Annotated in this window: 26 protein-coding genes; 16 read left to right on the top strand and 10 right to left on the bottom strand. The window is 65.0% G+C overall.

Features of this window, described 5'->3' with window-relative positions; all coding sequences use genetic code 11:
* The first annotated feature begins 67 nt into the window (after positions 1–67).
* From ACWPM1_RS01810 to ACWPM1_RS01845, 8 genes are read left to right on the top strand one after another with little or no spacing between them, the layout of a single operon-like run.
* The gene (locus tag ACWPM1_RS01810; protein ID WP_455693133.1) at positions 68–1,216 is read left to right on the top strand and encodes a glycosyltransferase; all 1,149 of its coding nucleotides are present in this window, start codon (positions 68–70) and stop codon (positions 1,214–1,216) included.
* Positions 1,217–3,094 carry an asparagine synthase (glutamine-hydrolyzing) gene (gene asnB, locus ACWPM1_RS01815; protein WP_455693134.1) on the top strand — a complete coding sequence of 626 codons (1,878 nt, stop codon included), beginning with the start codon at positions 1,217–1,219 and terminating at the stop codon, positions 3,092–3,094.
* On the top strand, positions 3,091–4,440 hold the full coding sequence (locus ACWPM1_RS01820) for an oligosaccharide flippase family protein (RefSeq protein WP_455693135.1): 1,350 nt from the start codon (positions 3,091–3,093) through the stop codon (positions 4,438–4,440). The genes asnB and ACWPM1_RS01820 overlap by 4 nt, the downstream gene beginning before the upstream one ends.
* Positions 4,437–5,126 (top strand): acylneuraminate cytidylyltransferase family protein, encoded by a 690-nt coding sequence (locus tag ACWPM1_RS01825; protein ID WP_455693136.1) that lies wholly within the window; start codon positions 4,437–4,439, stop codon positions 5,124–5,126. Before ACWPM1_RS01820 ends, ACWPM1_RS01825 begins: the two co-directional genes overlap by 4 nt.
* Positions 5,123–6,253 (top strand): UDP-N-acetylglucosamine 2-epimerase, encoded by a 1,131-nt coding sequence (neuC, locus tag ACWPM1_RS01830; RefSeq protein WP_455693137.1) that lies wholly within the window; start codon positions 5,123–5,125, stop codon positions 6,251–6,253. Before ACWPM1_RS01825 ends, neuC begins: the two co-directional genes overlap by 4 nt.
* Complete coding sequence (locus ACWPM1_RS01835) at positions 6,253–7,497, top strand: O-antigen ligase family protein (RefSeq protein WP_455693138.1); 1,245 nt, start codon at positions 6,253–6,255, stop codon at positions 7,495–7,497. The genes neuC and ACWPM1_RS01835 overlap by 1 nt, the downstream gene beginning before the upstream one ends.
* 9 nt (positions 7,498–7,506) lie before the next feature.
* Positions 7,507–8,964: a glycosyl hydrolase family 28-related protein gene (locus tag ACWPM1_RS01840; protein WP_455693139.1), complete on the top strand. Its 1,458-nt coding sequence runs from the start codon at positions 7,507–7,509 to the stop codon at positions 8,962–8,964.
* Positions 8,965–8,968: 4 nt separating this feature from the next.
* A complete protein-coding gene (locus ACWPM1_RS01845) occupies positions 8,969–9,583 on the top strand; it encodes a sugar transferase (RefSeq protein WP_455693140.1) in 615 nt (204 codons plus the stop codon).
* 7 nt (positions 9,584–9,590) lie between these two features.
* On the opposite strand, the gene fabI is transcribed toward ACWPM1_RS01845, so the two are convergent.
* From fabI to ACWPM1_RS01860, 3 genes are read right to left on the bottom strand one after another with little or no spacing between them, the layout of a single operon-like run.
* The gene (fabI, locus tag ACWPM1_RS01850; protein WP_455693141.1) at positions 9,591–10,394 is read right to left on the bottom strand and encodes an enoyl-ACP reductase FabI; all 804 of its coding nucleotides are present in this window, start codon (positions 10,392–10,394) and stop codon (positions 9,591–9,593) included.
* Positions 10,391–11,431, bottom strand: coding sequence for a YihY/virulence factor BrkB family protein (locus ACWPM1_RS01855; RefSeq protein ID WP_455693142.1), 1,041 nt, complete (start codon positions 11,429–11,431; stop codon positions 10,391–10,393). The genes fabI and ACWPM1_RS01855 overlap by 4 nt, the downstream gene beginning before the upstream one ends.
* A 25-nt stretch (positions 11,432–11,456) precedes the next feature.
* On the bottom strand, positions 11,457–12,446 hold the full coding sequence (locus tag ACWPM1_RS01860; protein ID WP_455693143.1) for a DnaJ C-terminal domain-containing protein: 990 nt from the start codon (positions 12,444–12,446) through the stop codon (positions 11,457–11,459).
* A gap of 205 nt (positions 12,447–12,651) precedes the next feature.
* Here ACWPM1_RS01860 and pdxH point away from each other — a divergent pair, with 205 nt between their 5' ends.
* The 3 genes from pdxH to ACWPM1_RS01875 are packed head-to-tail and all read left to right on the top strand — an operon-like array spanning position 12,652 to position 14,983.
* The gene (gene pdxH, locus ACWPM1_RS01865) at positions 12,652–13,260 is read left to right on the top strand and encodes a pyridoxamine 5'-phosphate oxidase (protein WP_455693144.1); all 609 of its coding nucleotides are present in this window, start codon (positions 12,652–12,654) and stop codon (positions 13,258–13,260) included.
* Positions 13,233–14,192, top strand: a complete 960-nt coding sequence (locus ACWPM1_RS01870) for a cation diffusion facilitator family transporter (protein WP_455693145.1) — start codon at positions 13,233–13,235, stop codon at positions 14,190–14,192. Before pdxH ends, ACWPM1_RS01870 begins: the two co-directional genes overlap by 28 nt.
* Positions 14,189–14,983, top strand: coding sequence for a PhzF family phenazine biosynthesis protein (locus tag ACWPM1_RS01875; protein ID WP_455693146.1), 795 nt, complete (start codon positions 14,189–14,191; stop codon positions 14,981–14,983). The genes ACWPM1_RS01870 and ACWPM1_RS01875 overlap by 4 nt, the downstream gene beginning before the upstream one ends.
* On the opposite strand, the gene ACWPM1_RS01880 is transcribed toward ACWPM1_RS01875, so the two are convergent.
* Positions 14,968–16,104, bottom strand: coding sequence for a serine hydrolase domain-containing protein (locus ACWPM1_RS01880; RefSeq protein ID WP_455693147.1), 1,137 nt, complete (start codon positions 16,102–16,104; stop codon positions 14,968–14,970). The two genes, ACWPM1_RS01875 and ACWPM1_RS01880, sit on opposite strands and share 16 nt — an antisense overlap.
* A gap of 31 nt (positions 16,105–16,135) precedes the next feature.
* On the opposite strand from ACWPM1_RS01880, the gene ACWPM1_RS01885 reads away from it, so the two are divergent.
* Positions 16,136–16,468 carry a hypothetical protein gene (locus ACWPM1_RS01885; protein ID WP_455693148.1) on the top strand — a complete coding sequence of 111 codons (333 nt, stop codon included), beginning with the start codon at positions 16,136–16,138 and terminating at the stop codon, positions 16,466–16,468.
* Here ACWPM1_RS01885 and mnmA read toward each other — a convergent pair.
* Entirely contained in the window at positions 16,435–17,628 is a 1,194-nt protein-coding gene (gene mnmA, locus ACWPM1_RS01890) for a tRNA 2-thiouridine(34) synthase MnmA (RefSeq protein WP_455693149.1), read from the bottom strand. The two genes, ACWPM1_RS01885 and mnmA, sit on opposite strands and share 34 nt — an antisense overlap.
* A gap of 114 nt (positions 17,629–17,742) precedes the next feature.
* Between mnmA and ACWPM1_RS01895 the strand changes: the two genes are divergently transcribed.
* From ACWPM1_RS01895 to ACWPM1_RS01905, 3 genes are all read left to right on the top strand, one after another.
* A complete protein-coding gene (locus ACWPM1_RS01895; RefSeq protein WP_455693150.1) occupies positions 17,743–18,030 on the top strand; it encodes a hypothetical protein in 288 nt (95 codons plus the stop codon).
* The gene (sciP, locus tag ACWPM1_RS01900) at positions 18,027–18,326 is read left to right on the top strand and encodes a CtrA inhibitor SciP (protein WP_455693151.1); all 300 of its coding nucleotides are present in this window, start codon (positions 18,027–18,029) and stop codon (positions 18,324–18,326) included. Before ACWPM1_RS01895 ends, sciP begins: the two co-directional genes overlap by 4 nt.
* Positions 18,327–18,480: 154 nt before the next feature.
* Complete coding sequence (locus ACWPM1_RS01905) at positions 18,481–18,741, top strand: GlsB/YeaQ/YmgE family stress response membrane protein (RefSeq protein WP_455693152.1); 261 nt, start codon at positions 18,481–18,483, stop codon at positions 18,739–18,741.
* Between the two features lie 57 nt (positions 18,742–18,798).
* Here the strand turns inward: ACWPM1_RS01905 and msrB are convergent, their stop codons facing one another.
* From msrB to ACWPM1_RS01925, 4 genes are all read right to left on the bottom strand, one after another.
* Entirely contained in the window at positions 18,799–19,296 is a 498-nt protein-coding gene (gene msrB / locus ACWPM1_RS01910; protein ID WP_455693153.1) for a peptide-methionine (R)-S-oxide reductase MsrB, read from the bottom strand.
* A 32-nt stretch (positions 19,297–19,328) separates the two neighbouring features.
* On the bottom strand, positions 19,329–20,657 hold the full coding sequence (locus tag ACWPM1_RS01915) for a cytochrome P450 (protein WP_455693154.1): 1,329 nt from the start codon (positions 20,655–20,657) through the stop codon (positions 19,329–19,331).
* Positions 20,658–20,761: 104 nt separating this feature from the next.
* Positions 20,762–21,970, bottom strand: coding sequence for an ABC transporter permease (locus ACWPM1_RS01920; RefSeq protein ID WP_455693155.1), 1,209 nt, complete (start codon positions 21,968–21,970; stop codon positions 20,762–20,764).
* Positions 21,967–22,947: an ABC transporter ATP-binding protein gene (locus ACWPM1_RS01925; RefSeq protein ID WP_455693156.1), complete on the bottom strand. Its 981-nt coding sequence runs from the start codon at positions 22,945–22,947 to the stop codon at positions 21,967–21,969. Before ACWPM1_RS01925 ends, ACWPM1_RS01920 begins: the two co-directional genes overlap by 4 nt.
* 45 nt (positions 22,948–22,992) lie before the next feature.
* Here ACWPM1_RS01925 and queG point away from each other — a divergent pair, with 45 nt between their 5' ends.
* Positions 22,993–24,054, top strand: coding sequence for a tRNA epoxyqueuosine(34) reductase QueG (gene queG, locus ACWPM1_RS01930; RefSeq protein ID WP_455693157.1), 1,062 nt, complete (start codon positions 22,993–22,995; stop codon positions 24,052–24,054).
* On the opposite strand, the gene ACWPM1_RS01935 is transcribed toward queG, so the two are convergent.
* On the bottom strand, positions 24,038–25,264 hold the full coding sequence (locus ACWPM1_RS01935) for an NAD(P)/FAD-dependent oxidoreductase (protein ID WP_455693158.1): 1,227 nt from the start codon (positions 25,262–25,264) through the stop codon (positions 24,038–24,040). The genes queG and ACWPM1_RS01935 overlap by 17 nt on opposite strands.
* Between the last annotated feature and the right edge of the window lie 30 nt (positions 25,265–25,294).

The following is a 25,294-nucleotide window of genomic DNA, read 5'->3' on the forward strand; positions in this document are numbered from 1 at the left end:
GGCAACGCCGCGCGCCTGCAGAGACCGATCTAAAAGCATCGGATCTGACCCTTCTAGCGAAGAAATCATGAAGATACTGACAGTTCGCTCCACTTTGCCCGACATGGGGCCGGGTACGCAGCCTTTGACTATCGCGCGCAACATGCGGGCTGAAGGTCACGAGACCATATTCGCGACCGCGGGGGGCAGCTATGCTCCGGCGGTGGAGGAAGCTGGCTTCAAGGTGCACTACATCTCCGAACTTGCCCACGACCGGCACGATCCACTCAATGCCGCGCGGGCGGTCGTCAAGCTTGCCCGGCTCATTCGACGCGAAAAGCCGGACCTAATCCATGGTCACAATGCGGCCGCGACAATCCTAGCCTATGGTGGGGGGCTGATGACGGGACGTGCCCTCCCTTGCGCGACGAGTGTGCGAGGTGTCGAGGAACGCGAGACCCACCAATGGCGCAATTCGATCTGGAAAATGACACCCGGCATACTTCTCGGAGTATGCGAGAAGACAAGAGAGCGGCTTTTATCGTTCGGATGCCCGCCCAAGAAGATTCACGTCACCTTCAACGGGATCGATCTAGAGCGGTTTGACCGAGGGCAATTCAATGGAGACTCGGTTCGCCGACAGTTCGGCCTGGAAGGAAAGTTGGTCGTTGGCACCATCGGCGCAATGACCGGTCCGGAGAACCTGGACGGGCCCGGCAAGGGGCAGCACGACCTGGTGAGGGCGGCAGCGCTTCTGCGGGACGACTTCCCTGATCTGCGGGTTTTTCTCGTTGGTGACGGGCCCCTGCGCCACAAGGTCGAGCGCACGGCGTCCGAATTGAACATGGAAGATAGGGTCGTATTCGCCGGAAGGCGCTTCGACACTCCTGAGATGCTGAGTGCCATGGACATCTATGCGCTGCCCTCGATTCATGGTGAGTTCTTCCCAAACTCAATCGTCGAGGCCATGAGCTTCGCGCTGCCATGGATCGGCTCGGACATCGCAGGCCTGTCTGAACTCACCGCCCGGGGTGAAGCGGGCTGGGTCGTCGAACCGGGAGACTACCACGCCTTGGCCGACCGGTTGCGGACGCTTGCTGCCGACCCCGCTCTCCGACGCAAGCGCGGGGAGCGCGGACTTCGCGAAGTGAAGGAGCGCTTCACAATCGCGAAAGTGACCGAACGGATATTGGACGGTTATCGCGCAGCCGGCCTCCGCGGGGCGGCGGTAGATTGAATGTGTGGTGTCTTCGGATTGGTTTGGCGCCCGGACGCGATAGCCACGAGCCAAGTGGCCCGTGCCGCAATCGATGCAATGGGCACTGCCACCGCCCACCGTGGGCCTGACGGGACCGGGCTTGCCGAACGCACGGGGGTGATGCTGGGCCATCACCGCCTCGCGATCATCGACGTCGAGGCTGGCGCGCAACCGATGTGCGCTCAAAATGGTGCGGTGGCGCTCAGCTACAACGGCGAAGTCTACAATTTCCAGGAACTGCGGCGGGATCTGGCCGACCGGGGGTGGCAGTTCACGACCCGTAGCGACAGCGAGACTGTCCTCGCGGGCTACTGCCTCGATGGAGTCGGTTTCGACGCGCGGCTCAACGGAATGTACGGATACGCCATTCTAGACGAGCGGACAGAGGACAGGTCCATCGTTCTTTCGATCGACCCCATGGGCATCAAGCCGATGTTCCTGTGGCAGGGGGACGGGATCACGCTGTTCGCCTCGGAACTCAGGGCGATCGTCCAAGGTCTGAAAGCCCTGGGCCAGACCGTCACGACCGACGCCCGCGCGGTCGCAGCGTACTTGCGATTGGGGTGGGTGCCCGGGCCGCTAAGCATGATTGAAGGAGCCAAGCGGCTACTGCCCGGCGAGCGCTGGGTCATCGACGTCAGGTCGGCTGAAGCGCGCCTTCACTCCACTCGGCCATGGCCGTCGACCGCCGAGCGCCCACGCGATGAGCGTGAGTTCGGCGCAGTGTTCTCGGCCGCTTTGAAGGAGGCCATAACCCGGCAGATGATCAGCGACGTGCCGCTGGGTTTCTTTCTGTCCGGCGGCATCGACTCAAGTTTGCTCGTGGCCGTGGCCCGAGAGCAGGGCCGTGACCCGGCTAGCTTCACCATCCGATTCTCGGGCGACGGGCATGGCGTCGAAGCGGCCAACGAAGCGGAAGTCGCGCGCGCGGTGGCGGACAAGCTGGGAACCCCGTTCAACTGCATCGACGTCGACGAGTCCACGATCCGAGGGACGCTCGAAAGAACGCTCTCGTCGATGGACCAGCCGCTGGCGGATCCCGCGTGCTTACCGCTTCTGCTGTTGTCAGAGTTTGCCCGGGAGCAGGTTAAAGTCTGCATCTCTGGTGATGGGGGCGACGAATTGTTCGCCGGCTATCCCCGACACGCTCTGGCTCCGGCGCGCGCCACCTGGAGGCGCTTGCCGCCAAGCCTCAAAGCGATTGGAGGCCGCATCGCCGGCCTCCTGCCCGAAGCTCCGTCCACGGGGTTGGCGGAAGTCTCGCGGAAGGCGAGGGTCGCCTACGCCCTTCTCGACGCCGAGGAGTACATTTCGGGGCCCTTTGCCGACAGTGTAGCTCCGGACAGGTCACTCGAACCTTGGAACTACGATGCGCGGAGTGACGCCTACGCCCTGATGCGCGCGGATTTCGACGGGCAGCTCGTGGGCCAAATGCTGCCCAAGACCGACAATATGACGATGGCCGCCAGTCTGGAATGCCGGGTGCCATTCCTCGACCTCGAACTGGTGTCGCTGGCGGCAACCGCGCCAATCGCATGGAAACGGCATGGCCGGATTGGCAAAGTGCCGCTTCGCAATGAACTCGCGCGCTACCTTCCGCGCGAAATCACGGGGCGCCCCAAGCACGGGTTCCGCGTGCCGCTTACGTCATGGTTCCGCGGCTCCATGGCGAACGAAATACAAGACCGGGTAGCCTCTCGTGAGGACATGTTCGACGAGGTTCTCGGAGAAGGGGTTGCTAGAACCACGGTAGAAACGCACCTCGCGGGGCGTGCAGAACACTCCGTTCGTATTTGGGCGTTGCTGGCATTGGATAACTGGCTGGCGCGACTTGAGTCGGGAGCGGCCCGTTCATGAAGGAAGCGAGCGCACGGTTCCTTTATCGCGGCACCTCGCTTTCGCTCATTATTCGAGTCGGCGGGGTCGCCCTGCTGTTCGTGGCCAACCTGCTGTTGGCACGCAGCATGCCGCAGGCGGACTACGGCTTGTTCGCGTACACGATCGAGCTGATCGCTCTGTCCAGCGTGATTGCAGCCCTCGGTTTCGACCAAATTGCGATCCGCGAAGTGCCTGATCGTCTTGCGGGCAACGATCGATCCGGGCTCGCGCGATTCATCGTCTTCGGTCTGTCGGCCATCGCCGCAAGCAGTCTTGTCATTGGGGGGCTGTTGTACATCGGCCGCCTGTCGGGGGCCATGCCGCCGTCGATGACAAACAGCATGTTAGCGCTGGCGGTTATAGGGCTTGCAGCCCTCTCGTCATTGCGGCTCGCACAGGAAACTATGCGAGCAGCCAAGCGCATCGGGCTATCCCAAGTCGTTGAGCAGCTGGCATGGCCGGTCCTACTCATGGCGGCAGGGGTAGCCCTCGCTGCCGGCTGGTTCGCGGCGTCGGTGCCGGCCCTATTAGTGCTGCAGATTGCGCTATTCTTCGGAAGCGCGGCGTTGCTCTTCAGGAAGGTACTGGACCTGGTATCTACTAATGGGCCGCGCGCGATGCCCGCTGGGGGACTTGCCCGTTGGCTTGGCGCGGGAGTGCCGCTTGCGTTTGCTGCAAGCCTGTCGGTCTTATTAAACCGCGGGGACATTGTGGCACTGGGGACGGTTCTTACCGCCGAGCAGTTAGCCCCCTACACGGCAGCGAGCCGCTATGCCGCGTTTCTGGTACTGGGTCTTGCTGCAGCTTCCGCCGCAACGGCCGGCGTCATGCGAGATGCTTGGCGCGACGGCGATCAGATCGAGTTGCAGCATACCGTGAGCCGAGCGACGGGCTTGGCCACGGTCTTTGCGGTTCCAGTGGCGCTCGTCTTCATCCTGTTCCCGGAGGCTATGCTGTCGCTCTATGGCCCCGGTTTCGTTGCCGGCTCGGGGCCCCTCATTTTGTTGGTGCTCGCCCAACTGCTGAATGCGCTGACCGGACCGGTCGCACTGATCGTCATCGTTTGTGACCTTGGAAAAGCCTACACTGTTGCAATGGCGGGAGCGGTTGTCCTGTTTGCGGTGACGCTGTCGGTGCTGGTTCCCCGGGCCGGCGCTAACGGTGCGGCCATGTCCGTTCTCATCGCGCTCTCGGCGCTAAACTTGTCGCTGGCGGCGGTAATTTATCAGAGAACGGGGATCCGAGCTTGGATCACGCCTCGGGGGTTCGCCGATGCCCTGCGGGATTTATCCGGGATAATCATTAGCAGATGGCGGACCGCGTGATCCTCGACCTGGCGATCATTCCCGCGCGGGGCGGCTCCAAGGGGTTGCCAGGGAAGAACCTCCGGATGCTAGGCGGTATTCCGCTTATCGGGTGGACCATCAGGTCCGCCGTCGAGTCAGGTTTGTTCCGTCGCGTGATCGTGAGCACCGACAGCACGGAGATTGCTCGTGCGGCGGAGCTCGCGGGCGCCGAGATACCGTTCATGCGCCCCGCCGAACTGGCGAACGATAATGCAGGATCTATTGAGGTCGTCGAACATGCCCTGACCACCTGCGGCGTCAGCGGGAATTTCGCGTTGCTTCAGCCGACGTCGCCATTTCGCAATGCAGAACATTTGCGGAAGGCGGCGGCGCTTTTTGCTGCCAGGGCGCCGGCCGCAGTGGTGGGCGTGCTCTCGGCAAAGCCGATCTCTTGGAACTTCGTGGTCGATGACAAAGGAAGCATGAGTCCTATTGCGAACGGGCAATTGGCTGCTCGCAGGCAGGACAGCCTGCCGATCGTCCAGCCGAACGGCTCGCTATATATCACCAGTACGGCCACGTTCGAGCAGACGAGATCGCTCATCCCGCCAGAGGCGCTCGCATTTCCAATGAGCCAGATCGCCAGCTTGGACATAGACACCATCGGCGATGCACGAATTGCGGAAGGACTGGTCGCCATCGGCGCGGCGAGTGTGGACGCATGAAGATCCACTACGTCAGCGGAAGCCGGGCAGACTTCGGGCTGATGCGGGCCACTCTGCAGACTCTCGCGCGCCAGCCGGGCTGGAATCTGTCGGTCGTTTTGGTCGGTCAGGCGCTGATTTCGGATTATGGCGACGTGGAGAGCGAGGTGCGCGAAGCAGGTCTCCGTATCGCCGCGCGGGTTCCAGCTCATTTGAGCGGCGCCGACGGGGGGGAGATGGCCCGTGCCTTTGCCACTGAGATCGCTGGCCTCACCGAGTACTGGGAGGCGAACCGTCCCGATCTGGTGCTAGTGCTGGGCGATCGGGGCGAGATGCTGGCGGCTGCCATTGTCGCCTATCACCTTGAGATTCCACTTGGCCATATCCATGGTGGAGAACGCTCGGGAACCCTCGACGACGGGTTTCGGCACGCCATCAGCAAGTTGGCCAGCTGGCATTTTCCCGCAACGGAGGAGTCAGCCAAGCGCCTCGTTCGGATGGGGGAGGACCCAGCGTCGGTGTATCGCATTGGGGCTCCCGGGCTCGTCGGCATCGGTCTCGAGCCGTTCGATCACAAGCCGTGGCTGAACGAGCGCTTCGGGATTGCCGGAGATCAAAACGTTGCCTTGGTATTGTTTCATCCAGTGGTCCAAGAAGCCGAGGAAGCCTATTGGCAGACCGACGCCCTCCTGCGCGCACTGGAGATGGAATCGCTATTTGCGATCATGCTCAAGCCCAACTCCGATGCCGGCGGTAGGCACATTGCGAGACGTCTGGGAGAATGGGCGGATTCCGGCCCCCGCGGCGTCCTGCTGGATCACCTGCCGCGCGGCGATTATTTGCGGGTTTTGGCTGCCGTCGACCTACTTGCAGGCAATTCGTCTTCCGGAATTGTCGAAAGTGCGAGCCTTGGTACAGCGTGCGTGAATATCGGTTCCCGCCAGGCCGACCGGGAGCGAAACTGCAACGTTGTCGATTGTCCCGAAGCTGACGAAAACTCCATCCGGAAAGCTTTGCGGCAGGCGATGGAGTTGAAAGGACCCTTCGAGAACGTCTACGGCGACGGCAAGTCTGACGAAAGGCTTCGGGAAATCCTGTCGCGCCTGCCGCTGACAGGCGAGGCGCCGCGAAAACGGAATGCCTATTGATGTTGGACTACTTATCCCTGGCTATCAGCGCCGTTGCCGTCCTGCTGGCGCTGCCGATCATTCCAAACATCGAGCGTGCGCGCCTCGCCATCGTCATGGTGGCGTTGGGATGCGGCCAGATCTACATCGCAATCCTCGCTTTCGGCTTTTTCATGCTGGCCGAAAGCAAGTGGCGACTGAGCCCCGGATTCTCAAACTTCGCGTATCTGTGGGGATTCATGTTGTTGCTCGGCATCGGTGTCACGACTGCGGTGGTTCCGACGACCGGGCGCACCTACAATGAACTGGCGCAGCTCGGGATGTATGTCGTGCTGACGCTGTTGACCCTGACTTACCTCCGCAGCGGCGAGCATCTCTATCGCTTCCTCAGCGCGGCTTTGATAGGGTCGATCGGGGTGGCGATGTTGGCGCTCGCCTCGGTTCTGCTCGGGATCCAGTCCCCGCCATCCATCTTCCTTGCGCGAGGAGCCAACGAGGGCTCGATATTCCTATCCTTAATGGGCGCGGTGCCTGCCGCCATTCTGTTCGTTCGCAGTCGCAACCCCTTCTACATCCTTTGCCTGCTCCTATTCGTTTACGTGCAGTACCTGGCGACGGCGCGCGGCAGTCTCATCGTGTCGGGTATCGCAGGCTTGGCTGCGGTCTTCTTTGTGACCCGCGTATTTCTTTTGCGGGCCGCGCTCATCGCGATCGGCCTATATCTGGTTATCAACTACACGCCGCTGCTGAATGCTACTTATGAGAGCAATCTGAACTTCTCGGCGCGCGAGCGTCTGGCTTTGGCACAATACGGATACTGGCTCTGGGAGCAGCGCCCCATCACTGGGTGGGGATGGGGATCGACGACTTACCTAGCTGAAAGCGCCAGTACCACCGAGCTTGTCTACCCACACTTTCACAATTCGTACATTCAACTGATGGTCGAGGCCGGCGTCATCGGGTTACTCATCATTGCGACTTTCGTGCTAGCCTGCGTCCGGCTCGGCTTCTTGGCGACGGTGCGGTACCGGCAGCCCGCAATCAGCGTTCTCGTCGTGACTAACGCGATTGCGCTTGTGGTATCCGGTATGTTCGATGCCATGCTTTACGGTGCCGACCGCGCGATCCAGGTCATCATTCTGCTCTCCTTGATGTACCGTGCCATTAAGCTCGCAAGCGAGGAACAGACCGGGTCGGGAATGCCAGCCGCGATCGAGGCGCCAGCGTCGGCTGACAACCTGCCGGCGCCGAACCCAACGGGATAGGGCGCCCCAGTGAAAGACAATCCGGTCCTCAAGGTCCGATCAGTTTCGCGGCGCATCGCACTTCAGGGAATCGGTGTGGCCGCCGCCGCCGCGGCCGGGGAGTCGGTTGCGCAGCCATCAGCAACACCTCAGCCGCGTCCGCGCTCTGGTGGCAATGGACAGGCATCGGTACTCGACTTCGGCGCCGATCCCTTGGGCCGAAACGATAGCTCCGCGGCGTTTCGCCGCGCCATGCGTGAGTTGGCGGGCGGTCACCTCAGCATACCTCCGGGACGGTTTTTAGTGGAGCGTATCGGGGGACTCGGGCCGGCGGGTCAAAAAATAGTCGGCAGTTCGCGTTGGAACACCGTGCTGCTTTCGGAAGCGGGTGGTGGGCCAATCTTCGCCAATGAGTCTTCATCGAACGGGACATCCGCTTTTCACCTGTTGAGCGATTTTCTGGTGGATCTCAACGACAACGATATCGTGGCGATCGACCTGGCGAGCGTGAACTGTGCAACGATTCAGCGTGTCCACTTTAAGGGCGGCGGCCCGCAATCGCGGCGCGGCACCGGCGTCCGCTTCGCCGCGCCGTTGCGCCGCGGCGCTTACGACAACGCCGTTCACGATTGCAGCTTCGAATATCTTCGTCACGGCATTCGCTGGGACAGCGGTTCCAATAACAATGCGGTCTACAACTGCCGGATCAGCAATTGCGAGATCGGACTCCATGCCGATCCTCCGGGTTCGGTCGACACCCCGCGGGTGTTCGGTGGGCGGGTTGAATCGTGCGCCATCGGTCTGGCGGAAGGGGCTAATTGCGGCGCGTACTTCTCGGTGCGCTTCGAAGGCAATTCGCTTGCCGACATCCGCTTCTCTGAGCGGTCAGTGAATGCGGGGGTGTGGGGTGGCCTGACCGCCTCCACTCGCCCGTCGATTGTCGGCTTCGAGAACGCATCAAGCCCTTCTATCGAATCGAGCGATCTCGGCTTTCTCGCAATTGAAGAGTCCTCAGCGCGCCCTAAGATTTCCACCGGGAGGCATGTCTTCGCCAAGGCAGGCAAGGCACCTGACGTACTCCCGCAACGCGACTTTTCCGCGCAGTTCAGCGATTATGTCTTGTTCGAGAACGATGCGGGCATCGAATTCTCGAATGCATCGGCAAACGGGTCGATCCTGGGCATGGCGGCCACTCCGAACGACATCCTCTCCATCCCTGCCTACAATCGCTTTACTCGCCGATATGCGACGATTGAGTTAGGTGGCGGCGCAGCGGTAAGGCCGGTAACGGACGGAGCGACCGATCTCGGTACGAGCAGCAACCGTTACCGCGCGCTCCACCTTTCCGGCGGGGTGCATATCCGCGGCCGGCAGGTAGTGAGCGAGCAACAGCCGGCGATAGCTGATGACGGGTCAGGCACCCCCACTGCTGCGCGTTTAAACCAGATTCTCGCCGCGCTGCGCCGCCATGGTTTGATCGAGTCCTGAGAAAATGACCACTGCTGCTATACGCCTGTTCGACATCGTTGGGGCGTTGGTTTTGCTGGCGATTTGCGCTTTGCCGATGGCGGTTATAGCGGTCGCTATCCGGGGTTACGACGGCGGGCCGGCAATGTTCCGGCAGGTCCGCGTCGGCCGGGGTGGGTCCGTATTCTCGATCTACAAGTTCCGCTCGATGCGGGTCGACACCTCCGGTATCGGAAGCGGGGCCGTGGGCGGCAATGTCGAAACATTGGCTCAGGCAAACGCGCGCTTCCAGCGCACCGTACCTGGCGACCCCCGCATTACCCCGGTCGGCCGATGGCTGCGGCCGAGTCACCTCGACGAGTTGCCGCAACTGCTCAACATCTTACGCGGCGACATGTCTTTCGTCGGGGTCCGCCCTGACACACCGGTGCAGGAAGCGGACTACGAGCCCTCGTTCTGGCGCGTCCGGCATCGTTTCAGGCCGGGGCTCACCGGCCCGGCGCAGTTGCGCACCGATCCCATGACGTTCGACCAACGCAACGCCGAGGATCTCGCCTGGATCGAAGGCTACGGGGTTGGGCTCTATGTTCGGATTCTGGCCGCGACGGCATTGAAAGTAGTCAAGCGCAGCAGCTTTTGAACCATCGTCAACCCAGCGCGATATCCGGAGCGTCCTCCTGCTTCATGCCGACGGTGTGATAACCGGCATCGACGTGGTGCACCTCACCGGTCACCCCGCTCGAGAGGTCCGACAGCAGATACAAGCCCGCGCCGCCTACGTCCTCGATGGTGACGTTGCGCCGCAGGGGGGCGTTGAGTTCGTTCCACTTGAGGATGTAGCGGAAGTCGCCGATGCCGCTCGCGGCGAGGGTCTTGATCGGGCCGGCGCTTATCGCGTTGACCCGCACGCCGCCGGGACCGAGGTCGTTGGCGAGGTACTTCACGCTGGTCTCAAGCGCGGCCTTGGCGACGCCCATCACGTTGTAGTGCGGCACCACCTTCTCCGCCCCGTAGTAGCTCAGCGTGAGGATGCTGCCGCCCGGCCTCATCATCCCGGACGCGCGCTGGGCCACCGCGACCAGGCTGTAGGCGCTGATGTTCATCGTCATCAGGAAGTTTTCGAGGCTGGTATCGAGATACTTGCCGCGCAGCTCGTTCTTGTCGGAGAAGCCGATCGCGTGAACCACGAAGTCGAGGCTGTCCCACCGCGCCCTGATCCGCCCGAACGCCGCGTCGAGCGCCGCCATGTCGGACACGTCGCAATCGAAGCAGAAGTCGCTGCCCAGCTGCTCGGCGAGCGGGATCACCCGCTTGCCCAGCGAATCGCCCTGGTAGCTGAACGCCAGCTCGGCACCATGCTCGGCAAGCTTCTGAGCGATGCCCCAGGCGAGCGACTTGTCGTTGGCGAGGCCCATGATCAGCCCGCGCTTCCCGCTCATCAATCCGGTCATCCGATGCCCTCTTTTTCCATCTTCGCCAGCGCCCGCTCCGCAGCGCGCCGCGCCCGGTCGTCGGCCTGCCCGATGCGGTTCTCCGCTTCCTCGGGGGTCTCGGCCAGCGCCGCGTTGAGCTCCGCGCCCACGACCATCCCTAGGCCGACGAGGTAGAAAAAGAAAAGCGCGATCATGATGCCGGCCAGGCTGCCGTAAGTGGCGTCGTAGCTGAAGAAGCTGCGGATTGCCGGCGGGAGGGCCACGGTGACGCCAATCCACCACAGCGCGGTCGCCAGCGCGCCGGGCCACTTGGGGTAGCGCCGCTTGCGATAGGCCTTCGGGGTCAGCGAATAGAACAGCAGGTAGAGCGAAAGATAGAGCCCGATCGCGGGCACGATGCGGCTGAAACGCAGCGCGTCGATCGCGTCCGACAGCCGCGGCATGTAGGCGTCGATCACCTCCTGCGCCGTGCCGATCAGCACCTGGGCGATGAGGCTCGCCATCAGCAGCACGACCGCCCCGAAGATCACTCCCGCCGACCACACGCGGTATTTCCAGAAGGCGTGGGTCGCCTTGGTGCCGTACGCGCGGCGAAGGATGTCGCGGATGGTCTCGATCAGGCTCGAGACGGTCCACAGGCCGACGAACCCGCCGAGCCACAGCACCCACCCGCTCTTGCCCTCGAGCACGCTGCGCGCGACCGGCTCGATCACCTCGCCGACGATAGGGGGCAGCGCATAGAGGATCGTCGTCACGGTCGAGGCGCGCTCGCTCTCCTCGCCGATCAACGAGAAGATCGCCGCGCCCAGGATGAAGAAGGGGAAAATCGCGATGATCGCCATGTAGGCAAGATTGCCGGCGTGGATGAACCCGTCGTTGTAGGCGCCGATCAGCACGCGCTTGGCGACTTCGAACGCCCGAGTGCCGGGGCCGACCTCGCTGAGCACGCGGCTGCGGAAGCCCGGGCTGTGCCGGAGCGCGTCCTTGCGCCGTTCCTCGGGCGACAAGGTGTGCACCTGGCGCTCCTCGGGTGCAGGTAGGATTTCTTCGATCATGCTCCCCCGGGGGCGGCGGACGACCTTAAACCCCGAGCTTTGCGCGAGGGTTGCGGGTGTCGCTCCAACCATCGAGGCGCTTGGCCAGTTCCGCCACGTCCTCGGGCAGGTCGATGGCGAACTTGATCAGTTGATCGCCTCTCTTGCCGTCCTTCTTCGCGAACCCCTTGCCGCCAAGGCGCATGACCGTGCCGCTGGTGGTGCCCGGCTTGATCGTAAGCATGACCGGCCCGTCGACAGTCGGCACCTTGACCTTGCCACCATTGACCGCCTCGGCGAGCGTGATCGGCAGATCGAGGCGCACGTTGTCGCCATCGCGGCGGAAGAACGGGTGGCTGTCGATCGAGATGGTGACGATGCCGTCGCCCGCACCGCCGGGACCCTGCTCGCCCTTCCCCTTGAGCCGCATCTGGGTGCCATCCTCGACGCCGGCCGGGAGCTTGAGATCGATGGTCTTGCCATCGGCCAAGGTAATCCGCTGGTCGCGCCGCGCGGCCGCATCGGTGAAAGACACGCGCAGGCGATAACCGATGTCGGCGCCCCTGCGGGGCGGAGGCGCGCGGCGCTGCTGCTGGCCGAAGCCCGCCTGACCGAATGGGCTGCCACCCCGCGAGCGCGCCCCGCCAGCGCCGCCGAACAGTCCCTCGAACAGGTCGCCGAGGTCGACGCCATCCGCGCCGCCGCCGCCCATGCCGCGCAGGTCCTCCGGGCGGAAACCGGCGCCGCCGTTGAAGCCGCCCCCGGCGAATCCCCCGCCCATCCCCGCAAACGGGTTCGCGGGATTGCCGTCGCCGTCGATCTCACCCCGGTCAAACTGCGCGCGCTTGCCGGCGTCGGACAACAGGTCGTAGGCGCGGGTAACCTCCGAAAAACGCTCCGACGCTTTCGGGTTGTCCTTGTTGCGGTCGGGATGCAGCTCCTTGGCGAGCTTGCGATACGCGCTCTTGATGTCCTTCTCGGTCGCGCCGCGCGCGACACCGAGGATTGCGTAAGGATCGGAAGGTTTCGTAGCCATTGGGCGTATTAGCTAGGTGAGACGGTTGACGCGCGCAAGAAGCGCCCGCTTTCCTACATCGGCGGTGCGCGGTAGGGGCAGGGCATGGCTTTTCGCGCACCCGCTCTGCTGCAGTTCCACCCACCGTCCACAGGGGCGCTCCCGAGTGGTGCGATTTCTTCGCCAGAACAGTGTGCCAACTGTGCCAAGTCCTACAGGACCGCCAATGGAAGCTGACCGATCCGCGCTGCCTCAATCGGACCCGCTGGGCCTGTTCGCGGCCTGGTTCGCCGAGGCACGCGAGGCCGAGCCAAACGACGCCAACGCCATGGCGCTGGCCACGGCGACACCGGCCGGCGCGCCCTCGGTGCGGATGGTGCTGCTGAAGGAGTTCGGTGAGGACGGCTTCACGTTCTACACCAATGCGCAGAGCCGCAAGGGGGGTGAGATCCTCGCCAATCCGCAGGCCGCGCTGCTATTCCACTGGAAAAACCTCCGGCGCCAGGTGCGGATCGAAGGGCCGCTGAGCGAAGTCACGCCGGAACAGGCCGACGCCTACTTCCACAGCCGGGCCTTCGTCAGCCAGGTCGGCTCGGCTGCTAGCGACCAGTCGCGCCCCTTGGCCGATCGGCGAACCTACATCGAGCGGGTCGAGGCGCTCGGCGACGCCTGCAAGAACGCCGGCGAAGTGCCGCGCCCGCCGTACTGGACCGGCTTCACGCTCGCTCCCACGGCAATCGAATTCTGGCTCGACCGGCCCAACCGCCTCCACGACCGCCGCCGCTTTACCCGTGCGCCGGAGGGCGAATGGGCCAGCACGCTGCTCTATCCGTGAGCGCGACCTCGCATCAACTCAATCGCGGCGCGGCCTACGCCTCGATTGCGATCGCCGCGTTCCTTGGCGGCCTCAAGTTGTGGGCGGTGTGGAAGTCCGGCTCGACCGCGATGCTCGGCAGCCTGGCGGACACGGGTCTCGACCTCGTCGCCAGCGTAGCCACGCTGATCGGCGTATGGATCGCCGCGCAGCCGGCGGACCGCGAGCACCGCTTCGGCCACGGCAAGGCCGAAGCGCTCGCGGCGATGTTCCAGGTAGTGCTGATCGCGGTCTCCGCGGCGGGTATCGCGGCACGCGCCATTGGGGCGCTGCTGGCCGGCGAGCGGGTCGCTTCGGCCGACGAGGGCGTTGCCGTGTCGACGATCGCGATCGTCGCCACGCTCGGCCTGCTCGCCTGGCAGCGTTACGTCATCCGCCGCACCGGCAGCCTCGCCATCCGGACCGACAACGTCCACTACAAGTCGGATCTGCTGCTCAACCTGTCGGTGATCGCCGCCCTGCTATTGGACCGCACGGTCGGCATCCCCGGTGCCGACCCGGTGTTCGGCCTCGGCATCGCCGCCTGGCTCGCATGGGGCGCCTGGCGCGCGTCGTCCGAAGCGATCGACCATTTGATGGACAAGGAATGGTCCGATGACAGGCGCGAGGCATTCGTCGCCGCGCTCGCCGATCATCCCGAGCTGCGCGGCGTCCACGACCTGCGCACGCGAACCGCCGGGGCGCGCGATTTCGTGCAGTTCCATGCGGCGGTGAACCCGCGGATGACGATCGCCGAGGCGCACCGGGTAATGGACGAGCTCGAGGCGCGGATCGAGGCGCAATTTCCCGGGGTCGAGGTGCTGATCCATCCCGATCCGGAGGGCCTCGTCGACGAAGAAGGACCGGCGGCGGAAGAGTTGCTGCCCGCCGAGGCGCAGGGAGGAAACTCGTGAAGCTACCGTACTGGCACGTCGATGCCTTCGCCGCGCGGCCGTTCGCCGGCAACCAGGCGGCGGTAATGCCGCTCGACGAATGGCTCCCGGACGAGGTGCTGCAGGCGATCGGCGAGGAGAACAACTTCGCCGAAACGGCCTTCGTGGTGCGCGACACTACCGGCGAGGCCGATTGGGAGTTGCGCTGGTTCACGCCCACGGTGGAAATCCGCCTGTGCGGCCATGCCACGCTCGCCAGCGGCCACGTGCTGCTGCAGCGCGACGGTGGCGAGCGGGTGACGTTTCGCACCCGCAAGGCAGGCGTGCTCGAAGTGCAACGGAGTGCGGCGGGCTACGAACTGGCGCTGCCGGCGATCCCGACCGAACCCGGCGAGTTCGCCGAAGCGGTGGCGCTCCTCGGCGCGAGCCCGACGGAAGTCTGGCTCAGCCCCGATCGCTACGGCGTCTACCTGTTCGCCAGCGAGGACGAGTTGCGCGCGTTGAAGCCCGACCTCAGGGGGCTCGGCGCGCTCGGTGACCACCAGTTCATCTGCACCGCGCCGGGCCGGGAGTTCGACGTCGTCAGCCGGGTGTTTGTGCCCGGCGGCGGGGTCGACGAGGATTCGGTGACCGGCTCTGCGCACGCGGTGCTGACGCACTTTTGGGCTGCCCGACTGGGTCGCGATCGCTTCACCGCCCACCAGGCCTCCAAGCGCGGCGGCGACCTGACCTGTCGGCTGGACGGGAAACGCGCGTGGCTCGGCGGCCCGTGCGCGACGGTGGTGGAGGGAAGCTTCTACCTGCCGGGATAGAGCTCGACCACGTCGGCCAGCTCCTGCACCACGCGCGGGATTTCTTCGCTGTCCGAATGGCCGAGGCGCACCACGACCAGCTTGCGGTCGGGCGCGACGAGGATGAACTGGCCCATGTGGCCGATCGCGGCGAACAGGCTTTTCGGACCGCGGTCGGCGAAAAGTGGATCGTCGTTCCCTCCAGAATCCTTTGGCGGGGGATCGCGGTTGAGCCAGGTTTGCGCCCCGTAATTGCCGCGGCGCGGGCTCGGGGTGATCATGAACTCGATCCACCGGCGGGGTACGAGCTGGGTGCCGCGATAGGAACCTTCGTTGCGCAGGAAGTCGCCGAACCGCGCCCAGTCGCGCGCGGTCCCGTGGATCAGGCTGCCGCCGATCAAGGTGCCCGCGCGGTCGAACTCGGGGACCATGGAGGTCATGCCCAGCGGGCCGAACAGCCGGGTGTGGAGGTAATCGGCCACGGCCTTGCGCCGGACATCGGGGTCGCGGCTCCTGGTCAGCACGCGCGCGGCGATGTCGGCGAGGATGACGGTGGTGTTGCTCGAGTACTCGAACTTAGCCCCCGGCTCGGCCTCCAATGGCTGGCTCTCGGCAAAAGTCGCCATGTCGTTGCGCCCGTCGAGGAAGAGCATGCGAACTTCACCCGATTCGTACGGGATCTCGCCCGATTCGACATGCCGCAATCCGCTGCGCATCTGCAGCAGTTGCCGCAAGGTGATCTCGCCGCGAGGGTCGCCCGGCCGCTGCCAGCGCGGCACCGGCGGCGATTCGTCGAGCCGCAGCCGCCCGTCCGCGACCAGCATCCCGATCATCGTCGCGGTGACGGTCTTGGCCATCGACCAGCTGACGAAGCGGGTGTCGGGGCCATAGCCTGGGGCGTAACGCTCCGCGGCGATGCGCCCGCCGTGCATGACCACCACGGCCCGTGTTTCGCCGACGCCTTCGTTGGCGAACGCCTCGTCGACCGCGCGAGCTAGTTGCTCGGTCGGCGCGCCGGGATCGGCATTGACGGCAGCGAGTGCCTCTTGGCTCAGTTGCGGCGGGGCCTCGGGCTGCGACGAGCAGGCGGAGAAGGCTGGCAGCGCCGCGAGGGCGGCGATAAGGGGCAGGCGGCGCGGCATTGGCCGGGGCATTCGCACGGGAGGAATCGGCTTGGCAACCGCGAAGACAAGAGGCCGCAACCGGCTGCTGTGGCTCGGTGCGGTAGCGGTCGGCCTGCTGGCGCTGTGGGCCGCCTTCGGCTCGACAGCGATGGGCTACGCGCACGCCGGCACCGCTTACGGCGCGCGGGTCGCCTGTTCCTGCCGCTACGTGGCCGGCCGCGGGCTGGAGGACTGCGCCAAGGACAAGCTAGCGGGGATGGAGCTGGTCTCCTTCTCGGAAAACGCCGACGAGAAGAGCGTCACCGCGACCATGGTGCTCGTGAGCGACACCGCGCGCTTGAAGCCCGGCTACGGCTGCGTGCTCGATCCCTGGGAGAGCTGAACCGCCGCCTCGGTGGAATCGATCCAGCCGCCGCCGACTACCCGGTCGCCGGCATAGATCACCGCGGCCTGCCCCGGCGCAACACCGAACTCAGGCGCGGCGAAGCGGATCGTGGCGGAGGCGCCAGCTCCGAGAATCCCTACGAGCGAAACCGGCACCTGCCGCGCCAGACTGCGCACCTTGGCCGTCAGCGGGCCTTCGGGAAGCGGGCCGATACGGTTGGTCTCGACGAGATGCGCGGCGCTTACGCCGAGCATTGCCTTGGGCCCCACTCGCACTTCCGCGGCATCGGCATCGATTTCAATGACGTAAAGCGGCTCCGGCTGTCCGCCGATTTCAAGCCCGCGCCGCTGCCCGACCGTAAAGTGGATCACCCCCCTGTGCTCGCCGAGCATTTTGCCCGTCGCCGCGTGGACGATCCGGCCAGGCCGCACGCCTTCGGGGCGCAGCTTGGTGACGATCTTGGCGTAGTCGCCGTCGGGCACGAAGCAGATGTCCTGGCTGTCGGGCTTGGCCGCATTGCGCAGCCCAGCGCACTCGGCGAGGCGACGCACGTTGCTCTTCGGCAGCCCCCCGAGCGGGAAACGCAGAAAGTCGAGCTGCGCATCGGTCGTGCCGTAGAGAAAGTACGACTGGTCGCGGGCGGGATCCGCCGCGCGGTGCAGTTCGGGCCCCGTCTCGCTGCGAACGCGGCGCACATAGTGGCCGGTCGCGAGGCAGTCTGCGCCGAGTTCGCGCGCCATGCGGAACAGGTCGGTGAATTTGGGCCCCATGTTGCAGCGGATGCAGGGGACCGGGGTGCGCCCGGCGAGGTAGTCGTAGGCGAAGCGGTCGACCACTTCCTCGCGGAAGGCGCTCTCGTGATCGAACACGTAGTGCGCGATGCCCAGGCGGTCGGATACGGCCCTGGCATCGCGAATGTCGTCGCCTGCGCAGCAGGCGCCCTTGCGGCCGGTCGCGGCGCCGTAGTCGTAGAGCTGGAGGGTGATACCGATCGTCTCGGCGCCACTCGCCGCCGCCAGCGCCGCGACCACCGAAGAGTCCACCCCGCCAGACATCGCGACGACGATCCGGCACTTGTGCGCCGGGCGCGGCAGGTCGAACAGCGCGGCGGCGGCGCCGGGCTCGTAAGCCAGCGGGAAGGCGACGGGAGCGTTCACGGCCGCGCCCTTACACCGGCCCCGGCGAAGAGGCCAGTTCGGCGGCCCAATACCCTAAGCCAGAGTAAACGCGAGTTTTACCGCTTCTTGACGCCTGACCGATAGAAGGACGTCATGTTCGAAGCCGCCATCATGCCAGCCGTTGCCCCTACCGGACACGAGCTGCGTCCCCTGGACTGGGGCGAGCTGGTGGCTCGCTTTGCCGCGGCGCGCGATTTGCGCGATCTCGTGGCGCGTCCTGCCGGCGAGGCCGGCAGCTTCGTTTCGGGCGCTGCCGCGATTCGCAACTGGGACGGCGAACGGCCCGTTAACCTTGATGCTTTAGGGCGTGGCAAAGCGCTCGCGGCGATAAACGCCGGCACCGCCGGAGAAGCGGACGTGGGCGACCAGGGAACGCGATGATCGAGAACCAGAAAATACGTCCGGCACAGGTGATCGGCCCGCTCGGCGAAGCGCTGGGCATCGACGATCTGCCGCCAGCCAATACCAAGCGCTGGGTCGTGCGCCGCAAGGCCGAAGTGGTGGCCGCGGTGAACGGCGGACTGCTGTCGATCGACGACGTCCTCGAACGGTACGGCCTCACGCTCGAGGAGTTTGCCTCGTGGCAGCGGGCGGTCGATCGCTCGGGCATGCAGGGCCTGCGCGTGACGCGGATCCAGCATTATCGCGATCTCTACGAGCGTCAGCTCAAATACTGAGCATCCGCTGCGCGCCGCGATAATGTTGCGCGATAGTCCGAAAATCGGTTACTCCTGAAACCCGGTTCATCGCAACCGGGGAACGCCTTGCGCCGCCCGCCGTTCATCTTGGCGTGTGGTGCCAAATAAGAGGCGCCGAAACAGGAGGAATGTCATGGATGGCACCGGAATTCTCGTAATGATCATCGTCGGCGGTATCGCCGGCTGGTTGGCCAGCATGGTTATGGCGCGCGATGCGTCGATGGGCATTCTGCTCAACATCGTAGTCGGCATTATCGGCGGGTTCCTGGGTGGTTTCCTCCTCGGCGGCCTGATCCCTGGTGACGGCTGGGTGCACTATCTGATCACCGCCTTCATAGGTGCGGTAATCCTGTTGCTGATCGCCAATCTGATCCAGCGCCGACGCGTTCGCTAACGCGAGCTAGCTGGAGAATGAAAGGGGCGGCGAGGCTACGGCTTCGCCGCCCTTTCCTTATGCAGTCCGCGCAGGGCGGAACTTCATCGCGCCGCCGTTCATGCAGTACCGCTTACCGGTTGGCTTGGGGCCGTCGTTGAATACGTGTCCCAAGTGCCCGCCGCAGTCGGCGCACAGCACCTCGGTACGCGGGACGCCGATCTTGTAGTCGGTATCGGTCGCGATCGCGCCGGGCAGCGGTTGCCAGAAGCTCGGCCAGCCCGTCTTGCTGTCGAACTTGGTAGCGGAGGAATAGAGCTCGTTGCCGCAGCCTGCGCACAGGAACATGCCCTTGCGCTTCTCCTTGTCGAGCGGGTCGGAAAACGGCCGCTCGGTACCGCCTTCACGCAGAATCCAGTACTGGTTCTTGGTTAGCCGGGCCTTCCACTGCGCGTCGCTGAGCCCCTTGGGCCAAGACTTGGCTTCCGCGGGCGAACTGCCGCAGGCGGCGAGCACAGGGACGGCTGCGGTAGCGCTGAGCCACGACAGGAACGAGCGTCGGTTCGGAATGGTCATACCGCGCTGTAGCATCGTTCGCCTGAACCGCCTCAGAACTCGGTAATCTCCACCTCGAGCTTGCGGAAGCCATGGACGAAGTTCGCACGGACCCGCTCGACATCGCCTGCCACGTGCACCCGCATGCGGCGCGCGTGCATCTCTTCGAGCAGTACCCGCAGCTGCAGTTCGGCAAGCCGCGCGCCGACACAGCGGTGGATGCCATAGCCGAAGGCGAGGTGTCGCCTGGCATTCTCGCGCGTGATGTCGAGCTTGTCGGCGTTTTCGAACACGCTTTCGTCGCGGTTGGCCGAAAGGTACCACAGGATCAGCTTCTCGCCAGCCTTGACGGTATGGCCGAACAGCTCGCTGTCGGCCGTCGCAGTGCGGCGCATGTGGGCGAGCGGGGTCTGATAGCGCAGGCATTCCTGCACCGCGTTGGGGATCAGCTCCGGGCGATCCTCGAACAGCTTGCGCTGGTCGGGAAACTTGTCGAACGCGTGGATGATCCCGCTCATCGTATTGCGGGTTGTGTCGTTGCCGCCGACGATCAGCAGGACCAGATTGCCCATGTATTCCTCGGGGCTCATCTGGTTCATGGCTGGTGAGTGGATCATCATCGAAATGAGATCGCCCGTCGGCTCCTTGTTCGACCGTTCCATCCATAGCTTGGTGAAATAAGCGCCCATCTCGCGCAGGATGCCCTGCCGCTGGACGTCGAGATCTCGGATCAGACCGATCTCGGTGTCACCCGCCCAGTCCGACCAGAAGGTCAACAGCCGGCGGTCCTCCCAAGGGAAGTCGAACAGCAGCGCGAGCATGCCGGTGGTGAGTTCGATCGACACGGTGTCGACCCAGTCGAACACCTCGCGCCGCGGCAGCGAATCCAGCAGCTCGCCAGTACGGAGGCGGATGTCGGCCTCCATGTCGGTCATGTTGGAGGGGGTAAACTTGGGTGCAACCGTCCTTCGCTGGCCGGTATGCTTGGGCCGGTCCATCGCGATGAACATCGGTAGCTCGAAGCGCTCGCGGCCGAGTTCGGCCAGCTGCTCGTCGCTCATCCGGTCGAGGATGGTGATCGCGCCTTCGGAAGAATAAAGCTCGGGCAGCGCCTCGACGTGCTGGATGGCCCGATGGCTGACGACATTCCAGAACGGACCGAACGGGCTCGAAGTCACCTTGTTGAGATCGTCCGCGGCGCGCATTTCGGCGAAGATCGGCTGCCAGCGATCCTCGTAATAGATGTCGGAGCGGCTGACGTCCCACTTTTCGGTGTGGGTTGGGATGACCTGCGGGTTTTCCCGCAACGCCTTCTCTAGCGCATCCACCGCGCGGGGCGAGGTGGTCCAGGCGTGAGGGGCATCCGCCAGCTGCGTAGCCATCGAAACTCTCCTGCTTAGCGACTCTAAAACTGGCCGCTTCTAGTCGGGCGCTATCCTGCGCTTGCTTACCGCAGTGTCAATAGCGAGTTGCGATTTGCGACCGATCAGGCGGGCACCTTGCGGCGGGTGAACCAGCCGCGTCGGCCGGCGGCCGCGCCCGACTTCATCACACGCCGGCGGAACAGTCGCGCGCCGAAACGGACGAAAAGCATGACCCACAAGACCTGCCAAGCCAACGCAGCGAGATGCGGCCAGAGCGCCGGCTCCTGCGCCGCGCGCGAAACCATTGCGTAAGGCGAGCTAAACGGAAATGCTACGGCCGCCAGTTCGACCGGCGATCCGATATCGCTGGTGGCGTAAGTCGCGAGGAAGAACACTCCCAGTTGCAGCATGGTCGCCGGCATCGAGAGGGTCTGCACGTCCCGCACGGTGGGGGCCATCGCGCCGATAGTCAGGAAGATCGAGCCGATGAGCAGGTAGGCCATCGCGAAGTAGACCAGGAATAGCCCGACAAAGGTCGGCCAGCCGACGGCCGGCGTCGGGAATGCGCCGACGTCGAGGCTACCGGTAGCCATGGCGACCCCCGCGAGCCCGCCCCAGACCCCAATCCCGACGAAGCTGACCGCCAACATCGCGAACAGCTTGCCCATGAATACAGCGTCCATCGGGATAGCCGCGGCCAGAATCTCGATGATCTTGTTGGCCTTCTCTTCGACGAGGTTGGACATGACCATGCCGGCGAGCAGCATCGTCAGGAGGAACATCAGGGTGACGGCCGCGGTGGCGGTGCCGGCACGCGCATTCTTGGTGCTGGCGCCACTGGTGGCCGTTGGCTGGAGCGCGACATCGGGGTAACCGGTGCCCGACCCCCTCGCGGCGGCCGCGGCTATTGCCACTTCGCCGCGCCATCGCTCGATCCGTTCCTTGGTGCCGATCAGACGCGGCGCATCCAGGGTGCCGGTAACGACCGCGCCGATGTTTCGCGACTGATCCTGGAGCAGTTTGGCGGGATCGCCACCGACCTCGACGCGGTCCATCTGCGGCATATCGGTAAGCGGCGCGAGGTTCTGGCCGGCGTGGATCAAGGCGAGCGATTCACCGAGGCTCATCGACACAGCGAGGATTGCGGGTTCGCGGTTCTCGGCTGCCCGCGAACCGATTGAGGCGGCACCCAGGCTGACCAGGCCGAAGAACACCGGGCCGAGCAGGAAGAACAGGAATGCCTTCGAAAGCAGGATTGCGAGGAAATCGCGGCGGGCGACGACGAACGCTGCTTTGTGCAGCGGCAGGCGGGCCATTTCGGTCTCGCTCATCGAACCGCCTCCGTTGGGGTTTCTTCCTCGAGTGCGCGGGCGGCCGCTTCACCGGCGATGTGAACGAACGCGTCGTGCAAGCCCGCCCGCTCGATCGACAGCGAGAGTATTCCCGCATCGCCTTCGATCAACGCGCGAAGCAGCGGTTCGATGCCGCTTTCGGGCAGCGAAAACAGCCAGAACGATCCCTCGTGGCGGGCGTCGGCCGGCAATGCCGCGCGCCACCTGCCGTCCTCGGCGGCCGTTTCGAGCCGCACCTGCGCCGGGATACGATCGCGCGCGGCATCGACGCTGCCGGCGTAGGGGACCTTGCCGCCGGCGATGATCGCAACGCCTTCGCACAGCCGCTCTGCATGGGCGATGACGTGGGTCGAGAAAATCACTGTAGTGCCGTCCGCGGCAAGCCCGCGGATCATCCGCTCCAGCTTGCCCTGGTTGAGTGCATCGAGTCCGCTAAAGGGCTCGTCCAGCACCACGAGCCGCGGTCGGTGAACAAGAGTGCCGAGGAGTTGGACGGTTTGTGCCATTCCCTTCGAAAGCTGGCGAATCTGCCGTTCAGCGGCGTGACCCAGGCCGTGCTCTTCCAGCAACTCGCGTCCGCGGCGCTTGGCCTCCGCCAGCGGCATCCCGCGCAATGCACCGAGGAACCCGATAGCCTCGTAGGCTTTCATGGACGGGTAAAGGCCACGTTCTTCCGGCAGGTAGCCGATCAGTCGGGCGATATCATGGGGCCGCTCATGGCCGAACACCTTGCGCACACCCGCGTCAGGATCGATGATTCCGAGCAACATTCGCAGGGTGGTGGTCTTGCCCGCGCCATTCGGGCCAAGCACGCCGTAGATCGCGCCTTCGGGCACCTCGAGGTCGACGCCGTCGACGGCGGTGGTCCCGTCGAAGCGCTTCACGAGGCCGCGAGCCTCGATCGCCAGCGGGCGGTCATTGTGCGGCAAGGCCGGTGCGCTTAGCGGAGCATGCATAGTCGCCGCGTTAACCGTGGCACGTGAACGGGAGCAACCCTAAGATTGGTTAACGATGCCGGCCTCGACGACTTGCGGGCGCGGCTCGTCGCTCAGGCGCGGGAGCTGGGCTTCGTGGCGGCGGGCATTGCATCAGCCGGCCCGGACCCCGAGCAGGAAGCCCTGCTCGGGCAGTGGCTTGGAGAGGAGCGCCACGGCAGCATGGAGTGGATGGCACGCCGGGTGGCCGAGCGGGCCTCGCCGCAAGGTTTGTGGCCCGAGGCCAGGAGCGTGATTGCGCTGGGCATGAGCTATGCACCCGAAGCCGATCCGCTGGCGCTGGCGGCGCAACCCGACCGAGGGCGCATCTCGGTCTATGCGCAGGGCCGCGACTACCATGACACGGTGAAGAAGGCGCTGAAGGCGCTCGCCCGCTGGCTAGTTAGCGAGGTGCCGGGTGCCGAGGTCAAGGTCTTCGTCGATACCGCGCCGGTCATGGAAAAGCCGCTTGCCGCCGCGGCGGGGCTGGGCTGGCAGGGCAAGCACACCAACGTCGTCAGCCGCGAGCATGGGAATTGGCTGTTCCTCGGCGCGATCTACACCACGCTCGAGTTCGTGCCGGACGCTTCGCACGAGGACCGTTGCGGATCTTGCGACGCCTGCCAGCGCGCTTGCCCCACTGCTGCTTTCCCTGCGCCGTTCCAGCTCGATGCGCGGCGCTGCATCTCCTACCTCACGATCGAGCACGGGGGCCCTATCCCGCACGTGTTTCGCAAGGCTATCGGCAATCGCATTTACGGCTGCGACGATTGCCTGGCGGTATGTCCGTGGAACAAGTTCGCCAGCGCGGCGGCGGCCAACCGCGCGTTCCTGCCACGCGCCGAGCTGGCTGCGCCACGGCTCGCCGAGCTCCTCGCTCTCGACGATACGGGCTTCCGGCAGCTCTTCTCGCAAAGCCCGATCAAGCGCATCGGCCGCAACCGCTTCGTGCGCAATTGCCTGATTGCGGCGGGAAACTCGGGCGACCGCTCGCTATTGCCTCAGGCCGAGCGCCTGCGGGCCGACGACGACCCGGTAGTGGCGGAAGCGGCTGGCTGGGCCTGCGACGCCCTTAGAGCAAGTCCTTGAGCGCGACCGACGGGTCGCCGAGCAAGGCCGGATCGGGCGTCGCCCGCGCTTCGACCAGCTTGCGGCCTTGGACGTAGTCCTTGACCATGTTGACCGCATCGAGCGCGATGACCCGTCCTTCCTTGAGGTAGACGACCGAGAACTTCGCCTCGCCGGGATTGCCGCGGACGACGACCTCGTCGTGCCCCAGCGAGAGACCTGCGGTCTGCAGCTTGAGATCGAACTGATTGGACCAGAACCACGGAAAGGCGCGATAGGGTTCTTCGATGCCAACAACGTGCTTGGCGACGGTGGTCGCCATGTCGTTGGCGTTCTGCACGGACTCCAGGCGCATAACGGTTCCGTCGGCCCACGCGTTGGCGTGAGCTGCGCAGTCCCCGATGGCGTAGATATCGGACAGGGCGGTGCGGCAGAACTCGTCGACGTCGACACCGTTCGCTCCGCTCGCACCCGCCGCGATCAGCGGACCGGCGGCGGGCACGATACCGATCCCGACGACGACCATGTCGCACTCGATCGCCTCGCCGCCGTCGAGGACTACACGCCGGACCCAACCGTTCCCGCCTTCCAGCCGCTCGACTTTAGCGCCGAGCCGCAGGTCGACCCCGTGCTCCCGGTGATAGGCCTGGAAGAAGTCGCTCAGCGCTTCGCCGGCCACGCGGGCCAGCACCCGCGGCAGCGCTTCGAGCAGCGTTACCTGGCAGCCGAGCTTGGTCAGCACCGCTGCGGCCTCGAGCCCGATGTAGCCGCCGCCGACGACTGCCACGCGTTTGGCGCCGTTATCGAGTTCCGCCATGATCCGGTCGACGTCGACCTTGTCCCGCACCGCGTGGACGCCCGACAGGTCGGCCCCGCTGCATGACAGCCGCCGAGGATCCCCGCCTGCGGCCCAGATCAGCTTACCGTAGATCACCTCTTCGCCGTCGGACAGCTTGAGCGTGCGAGCGTCGGCGTCGACCGCGGTCACCGCAGTGCCAAGACGCAGTGCGATATTGCGCTCATCCCAAAAGGCGGGCGGGCGGATGTAAATCCGCTCGAACTCCTTCTCGCGCGCAAGATATTCCTTCGACAGCGGCGGCCGTTCGTACGGCGGCAGCGCGTCGCGCCCGATCATCAGGATGGAGCCGTCGAAGCCCTGCTGGCGGAGTGCGATCGCCGCCTGTGCGCCGCCATGTCCGGCTCCCGCGATGACGATGTCGGCCTGCTCCATCCCCGCTCGACTTGCCGCAAACGCGGGCGT

The sequence above is a fragment of the Tsuneonella sp. HG249 genome (assembly GCF_053819205.1).